Source organism: Marinilactibacillus piezotolerans (assembly GCF_900114235.1).
In the GTDB taxonomy this organism is placed as follows: domain Bacteria; phylum Bacillota; class Bacilli; order Lactobacillales; family Carnobacteriaceae_A; genus Marinilactibacillus; species Marinilactibacillus piezotolerans.
On the sequence record NZ_FOSJ01000039.1, the window covers coordinates 1 to 20,328 of the forward strand.

Sequence of the window (20,328 nt, forward strand, 5' to 3'; positions counted from 1 at the left end):
CCTTAAAGTCGCTGGCAAACTTGTGCAAACAGGCAGACGAGCCTATCTAAAATTGTCGAGTTATCATGTGTATCAAACTGAATTCTATAGGGTCTTCGAGCGCCTACGGCGATCCAGTCAATGGATTTAAATCAGTTATCACGTTATTTTTTTGAATCAATCGTCTACAAGGGAGAAGTATGCCTTCAAACAAACAAGAGAATCGTAAGAAGGTTCATTTAGTTAAAATCTACTTCGAGAACGCACTATTTTGTAGAAAAATTCCCAATTTTTCCAAGAACGATTAATTTATTCAAGAAACCAGCTTAAATTATAGAGCTATGAATTATTCAGGATTAATAAAATGGATTTATTTTCATTTAAAAAGGACAACCTTTCTTAGTTAGAAGAAAGGTTGTCCTTTTCTTATCTATTTTCAGTTACAGCATCTGCTCCACTTGATACCTGAGCAGAACTTTCCACTGCAGCTTCCGGATGATCTGGTATCTCTGCATGATTATTTGCCAGCAGCTTCTTGAAGGTGATGAAGAAGACGATGACGGTGATAGTGACGGACAAAAAGTCGGCGATCGGTTCAGCGACGAGGACCGCAAAGACTTTATTAGACATGAACTGTGGCAGGATATAAATCAACGGGATCAGTAAAATGATTTTTCTGAGTAGGGCCAGAATCAGTGACTGGCGGGTCTGACCTAAGGCAATCAGGGTCTGCTGGGTAGCGATCTGCGCACCTAGGACGAAAACGACGGCCATATAGACATTGATGGACGCAATGGTCGTTTCCATCAGGGCTGGATCAGTCGTAAAGAAGCGAATCAAGAAGCGCGGGGTCAGCTTCATGACGAGCCAAAAGAGGGTCGAATAACCCACGGATAGTCCGAACAGCCAGGTGAAGGCTTTTTTGACGCGTTCGTTATTTTGAGCACCATAGTTGTAACTGATGATCGGCTGAGCTCCCTGCGTCAGTCCCATCAATGGCAGAATGAGTGCCTGCATGAGGCTTGCGATGATCGTCATGGCGCCGACGTTGATATCGCCGCCGTAAGTCGACAGGGCCGTATTGAATGAAATGTTGAGTAAACTTTCGGTACTCTGCATGATGAACGGCGAGATCCCCAGACTCAATATGCCGATCGCAAAGCCTTTGTTGACTTTCAAGTGTTCTTTTCTGATTTTAAGGGTCGTCTTTTTACCTAAAAGGAAGTGCAGCACATAAATAGCTGACATCATTTGAGAAATGACTGTGGCAATGGCAGCTCCCTGAACGCCCATATCGAAACCGTAAATCAGGATCGGGTCGAGAACGATGTTGAAGACTGCCCCAATCAAGACAGCGAGCATGCTTTCTTTGGCAAAGCCTTGAGCCGAGATGAATGGCGTCAAGCCCAGAGCCAGCTGGACGAAAATCGTTCCGAGTGTATAAAGCTTCATGTAGTCCCAGGCAAAAGGCAGGGTCTCAGCACTAGCACCAAAGAGAACCAGGAGCTGTTCACCGAAAACGAGAAACAGAACAGTCAACGTGACTGAAATCATGACCAGCATGACGACACTGGTTCCTAAGATACGTTCGCCGTCTTTTTTGTTACCTTGTCCCATTTTAATTGACGCTAGTGGGGCACCGCCCATGCCTATAAAGTAACTGAAGGCCATGATGAGCATGACGATCGGGAAGGCGACACCGACACCGGTCAGAGCCAGGGAGCCGACTTCCGGGATGTGGCCGATAAACATGCGGTCGACCACGTTGTAAAGCATGTTGATGAGCTGCGCGACGATGTTCGGGATAGATAAAGTTAAAAGCAGTTTCCCGACGTTTACTGTACGCAGGCGCTCTTCAGTATTGGATAATTTCATTTGATCGTTCTCCTTTAAATCTCGTATTTAGTTGTCAGCGATAGTCAGTATCACTCGAGTGAACTGCTTTAAGTAGTCACGATTGGCCTGGTCGTCGTCTGGAAAAGTGATGGTGAGCCGAAGGACAGTGCTGACTAGTGTTTCTTGGATCCGACGTCTGGTTTGTTCGCTGAAGGTTTTGTCTGTTGCGTTAGACAATTCTTCAAATAGGTATCGGTAGCGCGAAGAGAGGCCGTCTAAGATCTCCTGATTGACTTCATCGCTGATGACCTGCTGGCGGATCAGTTCGTGACCCACGCCTTTTCGTTTCATCATTTCCAAGTAAAGGGTCTCGTGGAATGTCGTCCACTTGGCGATACTATCATTAGACTGAGCGAGGATAGCGTCCAGCGTCTGAAAAGACTGATTCCAGCTGTATAAAATCGCTTTTGAAACGAGATCCTCACGATCAGGGAAGTAATTGTAAAGCGTCCCGACAGCGATCCCGCTGCTTTTTGCGATCCGCTTCATGCTCAGCTGATCGATCTCTTCGCTGGTAACAACGTCCATGACCGCCTTGAACACGGATTGTTCCACATCTTTGATTATTTTCGGCATAAAAACACCACCTAATTTTCTGTTAGATTTATTATGAATACTTATTCATTTTAAATGATAATGCAATGGAAAGCAACTGGTTTTCTTTAAGTCGCTTTGTTTACTTTCCGGAACAAGTAAGTAAAAAATCAGCACGCCACTTGTACCGCAACGTGTTATTTGGAGCAAGTTACCGACTTGACAGTGCATCACTTGTACCGAGAACGCTTATTCGGAACAAGTGACTAAAAAAAAGCCTGTACTTGTTCCGCAAATTTTAAAGAGGATGAAATGAGTTCAAAATAATCGTATACTGAAGAATATATTCTATTGAATAAAAGTTTAGCGCAAAGTACCATAAGGTTGCTTAAATCAAATAGAAATATTTCGGGCACACTTAATAAATGGTGTGGTTATATTATACAAAAGGGAGAAAATTATGGGATTCAATAATGATGACTACTTAAAGGGACAAATCGAAAAGCAGTACCAAAAGCCGAAAACGTCGTCGGTGAAGCAGACGCTTAATCAAGAGCTTTATGACGTGGATGAAAGGCTGATGAAAAAAGTCATTGGTAGGGATATCGAAACGCTGCAGGGGCTGGTTCGCGACGGGGAAGCGACTTATGCCGATATCGCCAAGTGCTTCTGGAACCAAGTTCTAAAATTTAAGGATCACAATGCTGTGATCGCTTTGAATCCGGATGTGGTAAAAGGGGCTGAGAAGCTGAGCTACGACCGTTCTCACAGCCTCATGTACGGCATACCAGTCTTAGTCAAAGACAACATCGCCACGCAAGATATGCCAACGACAGCCGGCGCCGCAGTTCTAAAAGACTTCAAGCCAGAAGAGGATGCCAAGATCATAAAGCACTTGAAGGACAAGGGCGCGTTGATTTTAGGCAAGACCAATTTATCTGAATGGGCCAACTTTATGTCGACAGACAGTTCGAATGGCTATTCTGCGATCGGCGGTCAGACGAAGAATGCATTTGGGGAGTTTGATGTCGGTGGATCGAGTTCCGGCAGTGCCGTTGCGGCGGCACTTGGGATGGCTCCCGTCACGATTGGTTCGGAAACGTCGGGTTCCATCATCTATCCGGCCAGTCAAAACGGTGTGGTGGGGCATAAGCCGACATTAGGTTTAGTGTCTCAGCGCGGTATCATTCCAATCTCAAAAACCCATGACACGGCGGGACCGATCACGCGAACAGTGAAAGATGCGTATGCCCTGTTCAAAGCCATGTCAGACGTAGAAGAATCTGCAGACTGGGATGCTACACGTTTATCTGGTCTCCGTATCGGCATCATAGACAATCGATCTATTAAAGCTGTGTATCGGGCAGAGGATGAGGAAATCCTGTCACATGTAAAAAATGAGTTTAGAGAAGCGAGCGCTGAGGTTACATCTATAGAAATCGATGAAGCGGCATTCGACATCAATTACTTGAACATATTGAAATATGAGTTCAATCTAGGTATTCGGTCTTATTTCGAAGCGAGCAGTACACTCGATCTAGATAAAGTTCTTGCATTCAATAAACAGAATGAACCGGACTATGCGCCTTACAATCAGGAGCTCATTCGTCAGTCCATTGAAGAGACGTACACTGATGAAGAGATAGCAGAAACGATCCGCCTGAATCAGGCGACAGCCCGTAAAGCTTTAGATGAAGCATTTGAATCGGTGGATGTCCTGGTCACTTTAAGTAATTATTCAACTGTACTATATGCAGCTGCAGGCTATCCGGCGGTCACTGTGCCTGGTCACAAAAGATCGACAGGAGAGCCGGTCGGTGTCACACTTATCGGTAAAAACAAACAGGACGTCAAACTTCTAGAATGGGCCTATGCCTACGAGCAAAGTTTGATTCGCGAAGGCTAGTTTGTCTTTGAGGCAGTCAAGAGTTCTCTTGTTTTTATCCTGAAAAACTGAAGTTTAATGGCTAAGACTTATGATTTAATGAAGTGGCATCGGCGAGTTTGGGCTCGTCGGTGCCACTTTTCGTATTTGAGGGGATTAAATTTAGTGGTTGATGACAGACTCGCTGTACCTAAAAGTCTGACCTTGTTGTTTTGCCATTGAAATGACAAGGTCAGTAAATTTTAGTAATCGGGCTGGTCATTCAATACGGAAAATGACAGAGTCAAGTGGGTTGATGTGAGTGGGTCGACCTTTTACGGATACGGATGACAGACTGGACGCATACCAAAGCTGTGAGTCTGTCATTTCTAATTAAAAATAGCAAAGTGAATACTTTTTCTCTCGCGACTTTGTCATTTCGATCCGTAGATGACCAGGTCAGAAAAATTTAGTAGCTGAGTTCGTCATTTCTGACATTGGGACGGGGACAAGTGCTGACTCATTCAAGGTTTAGGCAGCGAGAACGACATCCCAATCTGAAAAATGTTCACTCGTGTGAGTAACTATATGTGAGCAAGACATTTCAGAAGGAAAAATGCTGGCTCAGCATTTTTTGTCCGATGAGTGCGACATTTTGCATTGAAAAATGTCGGCTGGCGCATCAATCGCTTCACCGGTACGACATTTGGAACTTGAAAGTGTTCACCCAAATTGAAATGTTCAGTGACTGCGACATTTCATTCACTATAGTGTTCACTCATGATTTTCACACTGCTCAAGCGAGCACTTAAAACCTAAAAAGCAGAAAGATTCAGGCATAGAACAATCAAATGCCTGAATCCCCATTGTAGTCGGGCGCGAAATATACTAGAATATATCAGTATGACAAATTGACTGAGCAGTCAGTCTTTTTTTGTGTCTATTAGAAAAATGCTAGGAGAATTGGATGAATAAAGAAACGGTAAGAGAAGCAAATTTATGGGAAGCACTGGTCGTGTTCGGGACGCTGATACTTATTATGGCTGTGTCGATCGTGGCTTACGGTGCAGACCCGCATATCCCGATGTTTCTGGGCGTGATCATCGCGACGCTCGTGTCGCTGCGCATTGGCTATAAGTGGAGCGCGATCGAAAAGTTCATGATCGACGGCATCAACCAGGCGATGCAGTCGCTGATCATTCTGATCGTTATCGGGATACTGATCGGTGTCTGGATCGTTTCGGGCGTCGTGCCGACGATGATCTCGTACGGCTTGAGTATCTTGTCACCGGGCTTTTTCCTGCCGGCAACGGTCCTGATTACGTCCATTACGGCCCTTGCGACCGGCTCATCATGGGGAACAGCCGGGACGATGGGTATCGCTTTGATGGGCATCGCCGCAGGTCTTGGGATCCCGGCACCGATGACAGCTGGAGCGATCGTTTCAGGGGCTTACCTGGGCGACAAGATGTCTCCGCTGTCTGATACGACGAATCTGGCACCGGCCATGGCTGGAACGGATGTCTTTACCCATGTGAAGTTTATGACAGTACCAACAGTCATTACTTACCTATTAAGTCTCGTCATCTTTTACTTTATGGGCCGTCCTTACGGGGGAGGCGAGACGAACCTTTCAGTCATTCAGGAGATCCAGTCAGGCATCGCCATCAACTTTTCAGTGAGTCCCTGGCTGATCCTGCCCCCGGTGATCGTCATCGTTGGTATCGCTATGAAGATTCCTGCCATCCCTGGGATCGTTTTGGGAATCTTGAGTGCTGCTGGGTTAGGCATGCTTATACAGGGCAACACGCTGGGTGAACTGATCGCTTCAGGAATGTCCGGCTACGTTAGTGACACCGGTATCGCGAATATCGATGAGCTTTTGACCAACGGCGGTCTGGAAGCGATGATGTACGCGGTCTCGCTCACCGTCATCGCTATGATGTTCGGCGGGATCGCAGAAAGCACGGGCATGTTGAAAATTCTTTTAGGCGTTATCCTGAAAAACGTTAGGTCGACGATCGGCTTGATCAGCGCAACGATGCTGTCGAGTTTGTTCAGCAATCTGACGATGCCCGAACAGTATATTTCGATCATTATTCCTGGCCGCATGTTCAAAAAGGCTTATTCAGAAAGAGGCCTTCATCCCAAGAGCCTGTCGAACGCCCTGGAGAGTTCAGGGACCATATCCTCGCCGCTGATCCCCTGGTCGACGTGCGGCGTCTTTATGGCGACGGCTCTAGGCGTACCAACGTTAGAGTATGCGCCTTATGCCGTTTTCAACTTGCTGACACCGGTCGTGGTGATCCTTCTGACATACATTGGCACAACTGTTGCTTACATGACTGAAGAAGAAAAGACAGTGATGGCAGAAAAAGCCACTGTTTAATTGAAGAATCATAAAGAAGAGTGACGATCCAGTAACATAGGATCGCCGCTCTTTTTTAATGTGTTAAGCTTTAAAGTATCAGTACGCCGGATCCGATGCTTTGAGTTCGCGTCTGAAAGAAACAGGCGCCTAGTACGGTGATGACGAACAACGAACCGTTGATGTCGCCACTGACTTCGACATGGTCGCCGGATGCAAAGGTCATACCGTTCACTTCGCCGTCGATACGAACATTATTGCCTGAGAAAAAAACCGGTCCGTCGAGTGTCGTGCCTTCCTGATGCGACTGCCTGACTTCGCGGTTGAACACATGAGGACGGGCAGATACGGTCCCGGCAAGGAAAACGAATGACAATAAAAAGAATAGGAGAACGGATAAACGTCTTCCTGCTGTAGTGCTTTTCATCTTCATTAAAAAGATCCCTTAACAAAGAGCAAATATGAGAGCTTGATATCAATGCAGCAAACAAGTCTGACACATGATTGATCACATAGATAAAATCACCGTCCTTAAAGTGAAATCTGTAGGAAATATTGGTAAAAATCTGTTCTTGAGTAAGTTGAAGAGTAAGAAATTTTTGCAATGAGGGTATTGAGAAGAATACCTAATAAAGATGGGGACTAGTAAACGTATAAGTTGAAAAGCAATGAGAGATGGTATTACGTCAATATCTTGGACACGATTTAAGAGAATTTCTTAATGAAACTTGGACCCGTTTTGAGGCCTCAAGGTTTCGGTAAACGTTCTAACCGCTGACGCTTTTTAGAGCATTTACCGAAACCATGAGGATAGCTAAAGACTTTCTATTTAACCGTCCTGTGGTTCCGTCTAACTTAAATGACTGCTTGATCTAAGTATGCTTGCTCAATGGCCAAGGGCGTTTGGTTCCCAAGTGCCGAGTGGATTCTCTTCCGATTGTAGAAGGCTTCAATGTATTGAAATAATTCTCTATAAGCCGTATCGAAATCAGGATAACTCTTTTGGTAAACTTCTTCCTTTTTTACGATAGAATGAAGGGATTCGATTACGGCATTATCGTGAGGACTCCCTTTCCGACTGAAACTATGACGAATCCCTTGTTTTTCTAGCGCAGATTCATACGCTTCGCTTGTGTACTGTGAACCAAGATCAGAATGGAGAATGAGGCCTTCGGCCGCACCGTATCGTTGGGTTGCCTTGGTTAAAGTATCTAAGACCAGATCCACAGTCATCTGTCGGCTAAATGACCAAATGGCTTTCCGTGAATATAAATCAAGGATCGTGGATAGATAACTCCATTCGTCTTTGCCTGTCCAGATGTAGGTGATATCCGTTACCCATACTTGGTTCATTCCAGTGGTAGAAAAATCTTGATTTAACAAGTTTACCCGATCGTCTGGCACAGGATTAGCGGACCTGTGTGGCCGCCATTTCTTTTGTGTAATGGAACGAACACCTTGTTTATGCATCAGTTTTTGAACACGTTTGAGACTACAGTCTTCGTTTTCATGAGTAACCAAGATTGCATGAATTTTCGGGGCACCATACACACGCCCACTTGATTCCCATATGCGTTCAATTTTTTCAAGGATACGCCGATTTTCACGATCTCTATGCGATTCCTCGCGATTAATACGTTCATAAAAACTTGAGCGTGGAATCTCAAACAATTCCAGTGTTCGCTTTAAATTGATGTCGTCTTTGATTGCGTTGAGTTCGAAAATAAAGTCATCGCGGTCTATTTTTGAGTGAACATGGCTAAGACCTTTTTTAGGATATCATTATCTGTCTTAAGACGGGCATTCTCTGCTTTGATTTTCTCGATATCTGCTTCAGAATACCCGGTTTTTTCATCCGTGGAATATTTTTTGATCCACCGATAAATGGTTTGTTCTGCTATGCCATGTTCCTCACTTAAAATCTTTACTGAATGACCATTTTCGTACAAACTGACCAGCGTTTTCTTATAGTCGACATCATAGGTTCTTCGATTTGACATCGATAGACACTCCTTTTCGATAGTTTATATTCTATCAAAACGTGTCCAGGATTTCATACTAACATCATAAATAAACGTTGGATATAATGAAGTTAGCCACCTAGACTAACAAAAAAAACACCATGTGAATTTCATGTTATATTGAAGTTACCGCTAACTCTCAATAGATAGGTTGAATTCACATGGCGCACTCTAACGATTACACATTAGTACGTAAAGGAAAACACTTATCATACGCAGAGAGGATTCAAAATGAAGAAGTGGTAAAAAATAGTGGTCTGAATAAAAGTGAAGATTCGTATATGGATTCAGCTGAGAAGTTCTTTGTAAATAATAGTATGTACATCTTTTGCATTGATCATCGTACTCTTTCAAATATTAACTAATGGTATCTTACTTCTACCGATGAACATCACCAACGTTATTCTTCAAAATAGTTACATTTTTATCCTTACCATAGGGATGCTTATACTGGTGCTGCTGGGTGATATTGATTTATCTGTTGGGTCTGTCTTAGCGTTCACAGGTGCGTTAAGCGCTGTGCTGATCATAGAGTACAATATTAATGTTTTCTTGGCCATCGTCATTTGTTTACTGGTCGGTTTACTGATTGGTGCATGGCACGATTTCTAGGTTGCTTATGTTAAAGTCTCGGCATTTATTGCTACGCTTGCTGGGCTATTGACTTTTAGAGGATTGACCATAGTTATCCTGGATGATCAGACCATATATTTTCTTATCCTAGAGCCTTCCAATTGATGAGTAGTGGCTTTTTGACTGACGCATTAACGGATAACCCGTTGATGCTGACTTTAGTCCGAGGTCTTGTTTTCGTTGCTTTATACGTCGGTATGTCAGTACGCAGTCGAATGAAAGATGTTAAGTTTGGTGCTGATACTTAAAGTAAATCGAAATTCATTTTCAAAGTGACAGCTTTTTAATTAGCACTTTTATGGATTTTCTACACATTTGGTAATTATGCTGGACTGCCAAATGTATTGGTTATTGTATCTGCATTAGGTTTGACAGCTAAATTTATAACGGATAGAACAACAGTAGGGCGTCATATTTATGCCATTGATGGTAACGAGAAAGCTGCAACTCTCTCAGGTATCAACACCAAGCGAGTGAAGTTCTGGACGTTCGCTTCAATGGGAGTTATGTCTGCTATCGCAGGCCTAGTCTACTCTGCAGGTTTAAATGCCGCTTCTGCTTCAGCAGGACAAGGCTGCGAATTAGATGCGATCGCTGCATGTTATATCCGTGGAGCATCCACTTCTGATGGTATTGGTACAGTGATCGTTGCCTTGATCGGTGCGCTAGTAATGGCATTACTAAACAATGGTATGTCTTTAATGGGTTCGGTGCTGACTGGCAACAAGCTATAAAAGGTTTAGTGCTGCTCTTTGCTGTTGCAGTTGACATCTACAAAAAAAACAAAAGTTAAAGTGTTAAGAATTAAATCATTCTTAAAAGAAGCTGAGATATCATTATCAGCTTCTTTTTTTGAAGAGGTTGAAAGTGGATCCGCATCAATTCACCCTATTATAAAAAAATATAAACGCAATTCATAAACAAGCCTTCTATCACTTAATACATAATAAGCTGATACAAGGCTTGTTTTAGTATGTATTTTGTATTTTATGATATAGTATAAAAAAAGAGTTCGATTGTGAATAAAACACAATGCGGCATTCTAATAAAAACATGAGGTGTAGGAGATAATCTGACAAAGATGGTAAGCCCTTTCATTAATTTGGAAGCGATTTACTCTTCTAATAAATACCAATACAAAATATACTATGTATAGAAGGAGGAATAAAGGTGTACTTATCGGAACGGTCAAAAAAAATATTACTATTATTATTAGCTGAAGAACAGATTTCGAGTTATGACGATTTAGCAAGACAGTTTAATGTTAGTGAGCGTACGATAAGATATGATCTGGAGGAAATAGATGACTATCTGATAGCAAAAAAACTGCCTCCTATCATCCGACAAACTAAAATAGAAGTTTCCCTTGAAAAATCTAACAACACTTTTGATAAACTGAGAGAACTTTCTAAAGATTATGAAAACGACATAATTTACCATCTACCTGAAAATCGCAAACATATAATATTTTTGGAAATTCTATTGTCTAAGGAACTGGTCGATATCGATTTACTGATGACAAAATGCAATGTCAGTAGAAGCTCTATTGTTGGAGATATAAGAAAACTTCGAAAAATACTTAAATCTGACTCGATCGAGATCGAATACACAACATCCAAAGGTTACTTTTTCAGTGGAGACGAGCAAAATATTAGAAAAATAGGTAAGAAAGTCATCAGATTAAATGCGGATGAACTAAATTTAAGTCAACAGCGTCTGGCGAATGATTACCTTACTACTTCAGGAGATATCGTTCTCAGCGTCATTGAACATTTTATTTCTAAAATTGAAAAAGACGTGAACAAACAATATTCAGATATATCATTCAACCACATTGTTTGTGGACTATTGATAGCGGTCTCTCGAATTCAAGCGGGTAAAACTTTGACAATGAGTTCCTCGACAGCTTCTTTTTCCCAGGAGTATCAAAGTATCAATAAACACAGCATCCAGCTTGAAAAAGAGCTCAATATCGGAATTAATAATTCAGAGAAAAAAGCATTTGAACAACTGTTTTTAGAAAGTTCACTCATAAAGGCAGAATCGGTTATTGATGATAACTGGATCGATTTGAATCTTTTCATCATTGAATTTTTAGACAAGATCAGTCGCTCGTTAGGGTTGCCTCTTAACGAAGAGGAAGATTTATTCAGAGCGTTAGCCTTGCATTTAGGGCCGGCAATTAATCGTGTAAGAAATGAAACACCATTAAAGAATGAAGTGATCGAGTATATCCAAACAAATTATGAAGAAATATTTCTAAAAGTAAAAGTAGTCCTCGATAAAATGGGAAATAAAAACGACTTGATGTTTACTGCGGATGAAGTGGGTTTTGTAACTATTCATATTGCTTCATTTATTGAAAAGAACGAATTGACGAGTAGAAATAAATCCATTTTGCTCGTCTGCAATTATGGTATAGGAACAACGAAATTGTTAGAGACGTTATTATCTAAGCAGTTTGATTTTAATATAAAAGGGACATTTTCTTTAAGGGAACTAAATCAGAGTCTCATAGATAATACTGGCGCTGATTTTATTATTTCAACACTCCCGATCAAAGAACACTATTCGGTTCCGGTCATTGTTGTCTCGCCAACGTTATCAGTAAGAGACAATAAAAAACTTAGGAAAATCGAAGACATAAAAAAAGAGAATAGAACCGCTCAATATTTGACGGAAAGAAAGGGTGAAATGATCATGTTAAAAGATTTATTGATTGAAGAAACGATTGAATTAAATGTTGAAGCAGATAATTGGAAAGAGTCTGTAAGAAAAGGGGGCGAACTCCTTATAAGAAGTGGAAAAATTGAGGAGACGTATATTCATGCTATGATCAAATCAGTGGAAGAATTAGGACCCTATATAGTTATAGCCCCTGGGATTGCAATGCCTCACGCCAGTTCTAAAGAGGGGGTTTCTGAAGTCGGCTTGAGCTTGATGACGCTGAAAGAACCTGTGAACTTTGGACATCCAGATAATGATCCCGTCAGCATCGTCATTTGTCTGGCTGCGACCGATCATAATTCTCATCTTAGCGCATTAAAGGACCTCATGGGATTTTTGAATGAACCTGGGTTTATAGATCTACTAAAAAATGGTTCAAAAAAAGAAATCATTGATGAAATCAACAGAGAGGAGAAATAATGGACTACAGTGTAGAAATAGATAAACGTTTAAATATTTTTAATGATTTAAATGAAGACGTTTACAAAAAGATGAAGCGATTTACAGATATTATGTACTCTTCAATAAAAAGCGGCAATAAAATCATGACTTGTGGTAATGGAGGGAGTGCTGCCAATGCTCAACATATAATAGGGGATATCATTGGGAGGTATAAAATCGAGCGACAGGCATTTGCCGGTTTAAGTTTGACTGTTGATCCAAGTGTAATGACTGCAACAGGAAATGATTATGGATATGATGAAGTCTTTGCCCGTCAAGTTGAAGGATTGGGTAAAGAAGGGGATGTGCTTATTGTTTTATCCAGCAGCGCCAATTCTTCAAATATTATAAAAGCAGTAACAGCAGCTCGACAGAAGGGAATAACAACAATCGGTGTTCTAGGAAATAATGGGGGTGAGATAGAAAAACTGATAGATCAAGCAATTATATTCAATTTTAAGGATTCAGATTTAGTAGAAGAAACAGCGATGGCACTATTTCATATCATTTTGATGGATCTAGAAAAACAACTTACAAAATAGGAGGAAATAAAAATGAAAATTTTAACAGTGTGCGGTATGGGTTCAGGGTCAAGTTTGATCATGAAAATGAATGTTGATAGTATTCTTGAAGATGAAGGGATCGACGCAGAGGTAGAGGCAATTGATCTGGGATCGGTTGGTGGAAATAAAGCTGATTTAATCGTTTCTACTCAGGAGCTTGAAAGCAAGCTGGAAGATTATGATACTAAGAAAATATTTATCAATAACATCGTAGATAAAGAGGGCTTAAGAACGAAATTACTAGAAGTTTTGAAATAAAAAATTAAAGGAGGAGCTAATAAATGAATTTTATCTACAGTTTTTTCAATCAACCGGCCATTATCATTGGTCTTATATCGCTCATAGGGTTAGTCGCATTAAAAAAACCACGAGGTAAGATAGTCAATGGAACCTTGAAAACAGTTATTGGATTTCTGATTTTGTCTGCTGGTGGTGGGATAATCTCAGATGCACTTTCAACGTTAGGACCGGCATTTGAGAATGCGTTTAACGTACAAGGAGTCATACCTGCGAATGAAGCTGTCATAGGTATAGCAGAAAATCTTCTTGGTACTGAAATGAGTCTTATTATGGCATTTGGATTCGTTGTGAATATTTTGATTGCAAGATTTACGAATATAAAATATATTTTCTTATCTGGTCACCATGTGTTGTTTATGGCGGCATTGTTGGCGGCTGTTCTCGGTACGGCCGGCTTCGAAGGAGTAGAATTGATCGCAGTTGGCTCATTCTTATTAGGCTCTTTCATGTCGATTTCTCCTGCAATCGTGCAACCGTTTTATCGTGAAGTGACTGGTCACGACGACATAGCTATGGGTCACTTTAATGCCTTGACCTATGCACTTGCCGGTTTGATCGGGAAATGGTTCGGGAACAAGGAAAAGTCTACTGAAGATTTAAAAATCCCTGAAGGACTTGGATTCTTTAGAGATAACACTATTTCTACCGCTGTTGTCATGACACTTATATACGTTCTGACATTCCTATTTGCAGATGCTGCTGTCATTAATGAAATGTCTGGTGGCGATAACATTATTATGTTCGCTATCGTTCAGGCGCTGACATTTACAGCTGGTTTTGTTATCGTACTCCAGGGTGTACGTATGATGCTTGCAGAAATCGTACCTGCTTTCAAAGGTATATCAGAAAAACTGGTTCCAAATTCCAAACCTGCCTTAGATGTTCCAGTAATCTTCCCTTACGCACCTAATGCAGTATTAGTTGGTTTCGTTTCATCTGTGGTTGGTGGCTTTATTATGTTCCTCTTACTACCATTGTTTAACTTACCAGTGATTATTCCTGGGTTGATCCCACTCTTCTTTGTAGGAGCTGGTGCGGGTGTACTTGCTAATGCTACTGGCGGACGTCGAGGAGCCATAATTGGTGGGATAGTGAATGGACTATTGTTGATTCTACTTCCAGCTATTTTACTTCCACTACTAGGAGAACTTGGTTTCTCAAACTCAACATTTGGAGATGCGGACTTCGCATTCGTAGGAATCGTTATCGGTTACTTCTTCGAATGGTTCGGTAAACTAGGTATTTATGCAATAGTTTCAGCTATAGCGGTTTACTTTACAATTTCAATTATAAGAAAACCTAAAGAAATCAAGCTTAGTGGAGATAAAGTATCATAGGAGGATATAGAATGAATAATGAAAATGATCGTTTGGCTATTAATACATTAAGAACACTAGCTATGGATGCTGTTGAAGAAGCACAGAGTGGTCATATGGGGTTGCCTCTTGGGGCAGCTCCCATGGCCTATGTCTTATGGAAAAACCATCTTAACATTACGCCGGAACAACCTGATTGGTTTAACCGTGATCGCTTTATTCTTTCGGCAGGACATGGTTCGATGCTGTTATATGGTCTACTTCATTTGACTGGCTTCGATGTATCTATTGAAGATATAAGAAATTTCAGGGAAATAGATAGTCTGACACCAGGCCATCCCGAGTACCATCACACTGAAGGTGTAGAAGCGACTACGGGACCTTTAGGCCAAGGATTAGCTATGGCTGTAGGAAAAGCTTTAGCTGAAAAAAAATTGGCGTCACAATTGAACAAAGATGGGCGCAATATCTGTGATTACTATACGTATGCTTTATGCGGAGATGGTGATCTCATGGAGGGAGTGAGTCATGAAGCGATTTCTTTAGCCGGACACTTGGGATTGGATAAATTGATCGTGCTATATGACTCAAACCAATCATCCTTAGATGAACAACTTACAGCTTCTTTTAGTGATGATATTCAAAAAAAGTTTGAAGCAGTTGATTGGCAATATTTATATGTTGATGACGGGAATGACCTAGAGGGAATCGACGAAGCAATAACTGAAGCAAAAAAAGCGTCTAAACCAACCGTAATAGAAGTTAATACGGTTATAGGTTATGGGTTGCCTGACATTGCTGGATCACATAATGCACACAGTGATCCAGTGGGGCCTGAAAATGTAAATCTGGCAAAAGAAGCTTTAGGATGGGGATTCAAAGATGCTTTTTATGTTCCAGATGATGCATACAAAGCTTTTTCTTCATTAAAGCAGAGAACATCAGAAAAGCTAACTGATTGGAAAGAAAAAGTTGAAAGATTAAAGACCGAAGATAGTCAACTCTACGAGAAATTTGAGCGTATCAATAATCCCCCGGAGAATTATGCTGTAGGGCATTTAATGCCTGTTTTTAAAGATATCGACAAAAAAATATCCACCCGTGTTGCTTCAAGTCAGATAATGAACGCAATCAGCGATGAAATCCCAGAGTTAATAGGCGGATCGGCTGATTTAAGTAAATCAACAAAGACCACTATCAATGCCTCAACGTCGATCACTAAAAATGACTTTTCAGGTCGGAACATTTATTTTGGAGTACGTGAATTTGGAATGGCAGCAATTGCTAATGGACTTGCATTAAGTCATTTTGTACCGTTTGTTAGTACCTATTTTACTTTCTCAGATTACATGAAACCAGCTATGCGTTTATCGGCTTTAATGGGGCTCCCGGTCATCTATATCTTCACGCATGACAGTATTGCTGTCGGGAAAGATGGACCGACCCATCAGCCGATCGAACAGTTAGCAGCGCTCCGGTCAATGCCGAATATGCAAGTGATCAGACCAGCTGATGGTAATGAAACAGCCGCAGCTTGGGAGATTGCATTGAATTCAAGGAAAACACCTACAGCTTTAGTATTAGGAAGACAAGATGTTAAAACCATCGATCTACCCCCAGAAGAAGTAAGGAATGGGACAAAGAAAGGTGGGTATATCGTCCACAGCTCATCAGAACCAGATGGCATACTAATTGCTACAGGCTCAGAAGTCGAATTGGCTATAGAGGCTAAAGCAGCACTTTATAGAGAAGGTATTCACGTAAACATTGTAAGTATTCCTAGTTTTGATTTGTTCGAGAAACAGTCAAAAGAGTATAAGCAAAGTGTTTTACCAAAAGATGTGACCAAACGATTAAGTATTGAAATGGGCTCTTCATACGGATGGAAAACATACGTAGGAGATGAAGGAGAAAGTTTAAGCGTAGATTCATTTGGACTTTCGGGAGAACCTGGTGACGTTATTAAACGTTTTGGCTTTACTGTTGATAATATTGTGTCAAGATTCAAACAATTGTAATTAATAGGAGGGTAGTAATGTCGTTCACTGATTTCATGGATGAATACAGAAAAGAGTACCTTCAAACTTTACTAGCTCTGGATGCTGAAACAATTGAAAATATCATGAATGCATTAATAAAAGCGAGAGACAATAATCATGCCATCTATGTACTGGGAAATGGGGGGAGCGCAGCCAGTGCAAGTCACTGGGTGTGTGACTTCAATAAAGGAACAAATAAAGAAGGACGACCTAGGTTCAAGATGATGTGTCTTTCGGATAACATACCCATTGTCACTGCTCTAGGAAATGATATTTCTTATGATGACATATATGTTGAACAATTAAAGAATTTTCTTTTGCCTGGGGATGTAGTGATCGTATTGTCTGTTTCAGGAGCATCAAAAAATTTAGTTAAAGCTGTTCATTATGGAAATGAACACGATGCTGAAACGATCTCGATTATTGGGAACTATAATGGTGGATTGATAGAAATGACCAATGAAACATTGGTCGTACCATCTGAAAATTACGGTATTGTTGAAGATGTTCATATGTATTTGGCACACGTGATCTCTCAATATTTATATGAGAAAGAATGAGTGTATGTAATAACTAAACAAAATGAGCACACGGGTCATTATGATCTAGTGCTCATTTTAATATTGCTCTAAAATCGTCTCTACAGTAATAGAGACGGCTGTTTTTTTATATATTAATTTCTCTGTGCAGATAGACTATACATACAGATTGAAAGAGTGCAGCTCATTTGGTGAAATAGAGATTTCTCCTGTAATTTTCTTGTAACAACCGATATAATGTATAGAACAAGGGTATGCGAACAAGATTTTTGAAACGGTTAACTTTTATAAATATAACTTTTAAAAAACTGATGCCATGCATCTGATTGGGGAGGATATAACAATGAACGGTAACCAAGGAAATAACATCATCAAAGGCAACACATACCGCTTCACTGTTTTAACAAACAAACTTCTGCGTATGGAGTATTCCAAAGACGGTATTTTTGAAGACCGTCCGACACAGATCATAAAGAATCGGGATCTAGGCGATGTGGACTTTGAACTTAAGGAAACACACCAGATGATCGAGATCATCACGGACTCGTTTCACCTTCGCTACATGAAGGAAAAAGAGTTTTCACCAAAGAACTTGTCGATCGATGTTAGATACAACTATACGAACTATACGAACAGATGGTACTTCGGCCAGTACATCCCGACGCTTAAAGGGGCGTTGCGGACCGTCGACAAGGTGGACGGGGAAGCACCGCTGGAAGAGAGTATCATTTCTAAATATGGCTACGCCACACTGGATGACTCGAAATCCTTTGTCTTTGATGAGAATGAGGATATCAAAGTGAAGAATCACACGCAGACGGATATGTACTTTTTTGCTTATGGTAGAGAGTATTTGAAAGCCGTTCAGGACTTTTACCGACTGTCCGGCCACCCGCCGCTACTGCCGCGCTATGCCTTGGGCAACTGGTGGAGCAGATATTGGCGTTATACGGAAGAGAGCTACCTGAAGCTGATCGATAAGTTTGAAGAAGACGACATCCCGCTGGCAGTGAGTGTCATCGATATGGACTGGCACCTCACAGACGTGCCTTCAAAGTATGGAAGCGGCTGGACCGGTTATACCTGGAACAGAGAACTGTTCCCTAATCCCGAACGTTTCTTGAAGAGGCTGCAGGATAAAGGACTGGCTGTGACTTTGAATGTTCATCCAGCGGACGGTATCCGGGCTTTTGAAGAACAGTATGAGGTTGTTGCGGAAAAGCTTGATCTCAATACAGCGATCGAAGAACCGGCCCATTTTGACTTGATGGATGACGACTTCAGACAGGTCTATTTCGAGGACGTCCATCATCCTATGGAAGAACAGGGCGTCGACTTCTGGTGGATCGACTGGCAGCAGGGCGAATTCAGCAGTAGCGACATCGATCCCTTGTGGCTCTTAAATCATTATCACTTTAAGGATATGAAAGAACGAGGCAAAGATGGCTTGATCCTGTCACGTTACGGAGGACCGGGCAGTCACCGTTATCCCGTCGGTTTTTCGGGTGATGCGATCATCACCTGGGACTCGCTGCGGTTTCAGCCTTACTTGACTACGACGTCTTCTAATATCGGCTACACTTGGTGGAGCCACGATATCGGGGGGCATTTTAAAGGCTACAAAGATGAAGAGCTGACCTTACGATGGTTCCAGTTCGGCGTGTTCAGCCCCATCAATCGTCTGCATAGTTCCAACAGTGCCTTTTCAAGCAAGGAACCCTGGAAGTACAGCATCGGAGTAAGAAACAATATGACCGAGTTCCTGCGTCTTCGTCATGCCCTGATCCCATATCTCTATACGCACAATGTAGAGAACAGCGAGAAAGGCATCCCGGTCATTCAGCCGGTCTACTACAAGTATCCGCATGAGGAATCGGCATATAACATCAAAAACGAGTACTTCTTTGGAAGCGAACTGCTCGTCCTGCCGGTAACAAGCAAAAAAGATGAAGAAACACTTCATGGCAGCGAAGTTTTCTATTTCCCTGATGGACACTGGTTTGACGTGTTCTCCAACTTTAGATATAAAGGACAGTCTGAACTTAAACTCTTCAGAGATGAAACGACGATCCCAGTCTTCGCCAAAGAAGGCAGTATCGTCCCTCTTGATCCGATGCCGGCTGAAACTGATGCCCACGCGCTTCCAAAGGACTTGGACTGGCTGATCTATCCTGGAGCCAGCAACCGCTTTGAACTCGTCGAAGACGCCGACCATCAACGAGCGTTGACTATTTTTGACTTGGATCATTCCGAGCAGAAACTGTCTATTCATGTAGAAGGTGAGAAGGGCATGCTGCCTGAAGAACGAAAACACGTCATTCATTTCAATGCTTCAAACGAAGTGAAGATACTGGACGTGGAGAACGGCGAAGTCGAAGCATTTGCGTTCGACAAAAAATTGAACCGGACCTCGGTGACGCTTAAGCCAGAAGGCAGCGGAGTTCTGACAGTAATGTTCGACGGTTTCAACCCGGTCGAGCAGCAGGATATCAGTGAAGAGCTGTTCAAACGTCTGGATAAAGCCCAAGTCGGCTATTTCCTGAAAGACGACCTATTGAATGCCTTTAACAGTGACTTGTCAGATTTTAGTTTGCTTGCGCTGATCAATGAACTGGAAGAAGAAAAGCTCAGTCAGTCACTGTTTGAATTGCTTTATATCAAAAACAGCTGATTAGGAAAATCAGAGACTTATTATTTAAATTATGATTGAAAAGAAAGGAGGGGGGAGAAAATCGGTTCTCTGTCAAACATACTAAGATTAGTAGTGTAATATCCACGACGGTGGATATGTGTAGTGACCCCCAAATGTTAGACTTACTCGGAGTGGAGAAATCCACTCCGCTTTTTTTATATAATTGAAAAACTTCACGCTTTTTTTTGATACGCTTTTCGGTATGCTATCGGACTCATCCAATTTAATTTCTTTTTCATACGCTTTTGATTGTAATAGTCAATAAATCTTGTAATCGCTTGTTCAAGTTCTTCGTAGCTATAGAAGATTCTTCCATGGTAAATTTCTTGTTTTAATAAACTGAAGAAATTCTCCATTGGAGAATTATCCAAACAGTTTCCTTTTCGGGAGAAGCTTTGAAAAATCTTATGCTTTTT

Annotated in this window: 18 protein-coding genes; 12 read left to right on the plus strand and 6 right to left on the minus strand. The window is 41.6% G+C overall.

Annotated elements, in window-relative coordinates; all coding sequences use genetic code 11:
- Positions 1–405 precede the first annotated feature (405 nt).
- A complete protein-coding gene (locus BM212_RS09050) occupies positions 406–1,854 on the minus strand; it encodes an MATE family efflux transporter (protein WP_091898190.1) in 1,449 nt (482 codons plus the stop codon).
- Positions 1,855–1,881: 27 nt separating this feature from the next.
- On the minus strand, positions 1,882–2,451 hold the full coding sequence (locus tag BM212_RS09055) for a TetR/AcrR family transcriptional regulator (protein WP_091898192.1): 570 nt from the start codon (positions 2,449–2,451) through the stop codon (positions 1,882–1,884).
- Between the two features lie 418 nt (positions 2,452–2,869).
- On the opposite strand from BM212_RS09055, the gene BM212_RS09060 reads away from it, so the two are divergent.
- On the plus strand, positions 2,870–4,315 hold the full coding sequence (locus BM212_RS09060) for an amidase family protein (RefSeq protein WP_091898194.1): 1,446 nt from the start codon (positions 2,870–2,872) through the stop codon (positions 4,313–4,315).
- Between the two features lie 925 nt (positions 4,316–5,240).
- A complete protein-coding gene (gene nhaC / locus BM212_RS09065; RefSeq protein WP_091898195.1) occupies positions 5,241–6,662 on the plus strand; it encodes a Na+/H+ antiporter NhaC in 1,422 nt (473 codons plus the stop codon).
- A gap of 70 nt (positions 6,663–6,732) precedes the next feature.
- Here nhaC and BM212_RS09070 read toward each other — a convergent pair whose 3' ends face one another.
- The 3 genes from BM212_RS09070 to BM212_RS09080 form a co-directional block, all read right to left on the minus strand.
- The gene (locus BM212_RS09070) at positions 6,733–7,074 is read right to left on the minus strand and encodes a hypothetical protein (protein ID WP_091898197.1); all 342 of its coding nucleotides are present in this window, start codon (positions 7,072–7,074) and stop codon (positions 6,733–6,735) included.
- Between the two features lie 422 nt (positions 7,075–7,496).
- Positions 7,497–8,384 (minus strand): IS3 family transposase, encoded by an 888-nt coding sequence (locus tag BM212_RS09075; RefSeq protein WP_143744931.1) that lies wholly within the window; start codon positions 8,382–8,384, stop codon positions 7,497–7,499.
- Positions 8,381–8,641, minus strand: coding sequence for a transposase (locus tag BM212_RS09080; RefSeq protein ID WP_091898200.1), 261 nt, complete (start codon positions 8,639–8,641; stop codon positions 8,381–8,383). Before BM212_RS09080 ends, BM212_RS09075 begins: the two co-directional genes overlap by 4 nt.
- A 182-nt stretch (positions 8,642–8,823) precedes the next feature.
- On the opposite strand from BM212_RS09080, the gene BM212_RS09085 reads away from it, so the two are divergent.
- The 10 genes from BM212_RS09085 to BM212_RS09125 all read left to right on the plus strand — a co-directional run bounded on the left by BM212_RS09085 (position 8,824) and on the right by BM212_RS09125 (position 19,891).
- Entirely contained in the window at positions 8,824–9,027 is a 204-nt protein-coding gene (locus BM212_RS09085) for a hypothetical protein (RefSeq protein WP_091898202.1), read from the plus strand.
- A 387-nt stretch (positions 9,028–9,414) separates the two neighbouring features.
- On the plus strand, positions 9,415–9,543 hold the full coding sequence (locus tag BM212_RS12920; RefSeq protein WP_281244396.1) for a hypothetical protein: 129 nt from the start codon (positions 9,415–9,417) through the stop codon (positions 9,541–9,543).
- 120 nt (positions 9,544–9,663) lie between these two features.
- Positions 9,664–10,029: an ABC transporter permease subunit gene (locus BM212_RS12740; protein WP_245750959.1), complete on the plus strand. Its 366-nt coding sequence runs from the start codon at positions 9,664–9,666 to the stop codon at positions 10,027–10,029.
- A gap of 436 nt (positions 10,030–10,465) precedes the next feature.
- Entirely contained in the window at positions 10,466–12,442 is a 1,977-nt protein-coding gene (locus BM212_RS09095; RefSeq protein WP_091898204.1) for a BglG family transcription antiterminator, read from the plus strand.
- Entirely contained in the window at positions 12,442–13,005 is a 564-nt protein-coding gene (locus BM212_RS09100; protein WP_091898206.1) for a D-sedoheptulose-7-phosphate isomerase, read from the plus strand. Before BM212_RS09095 ends, BM212_RS09100 begins: the two co-directional genes overlap by 1 nt.
- A gap of 12 nt (positions 13,006–13,017) precedes the next feature.
- Entirely contained in the window at positions 13,018–13,284 is a 267-nt protein-coding gene (locus BM212_RS09105) for a PTS sugar transporter subunit IIB (protein ID WP_091898208.1), read from the plus strand.
- 23 nt (positions 13,285–13,307) lie between these two features.
- Positions 13,308–14,663, plus strand: coding sequence for a PTS ascorbate transporter subunit IIC (locus tag BM212_RS09110; protein ID WP_091898210.1), 1,356 nt, complete (start codon positions 13,308–13,310; stop codon positions 14,661–14,663).
- Between the two features lie 11 nt (positions 14,664–14,674).
- Positions 14,675–16,660: a transketolase gene (tkt, locus tag BM212_RS09115; protein WP_091898212.1), complete on the plus strand. Its 1,986-nt coding sequence runs from the start codon at positions 14,675–14,677 to the stop codon at positions 16,658–16,660.
- Positions 16,661–16,677: 17 nt separating this feature from the next.
- Positions 16,678–17,241, plus strand: a complete 564-nt coding sequence (locus BM212_RS09120; RefSeq protein WP_091898214.1) for an SIS domain-containing protein — start codon at positions 16,678–16,680, stop codon at positions 17,239–17,241.
- 322 nt (positions 17,242–17,563) lie between these two features.
- Complete coding sequence (locus BM212_RS09125) at positions 17,564–19,891, plus strand: glycoside hydrolase family 31 protein (protein ID WP_091898216.1); 2,328 nt, start codon at positions 17,564–17,566, stop codon at positions 19,889–19,891.
- A 194-nt stretch (positions 19,892–20,085) separates the two neighbouring features.
- Here BM212_RS09125 and BM212_RS09130 read toward each other — a convergent pair.
- Positions 20,086–20,328: IS3 family transposase (locus BM212_RS09130; protein WP_143744915.1), on the minus strand; the 243-nt coding region annotated here is incomplete at its 5' end.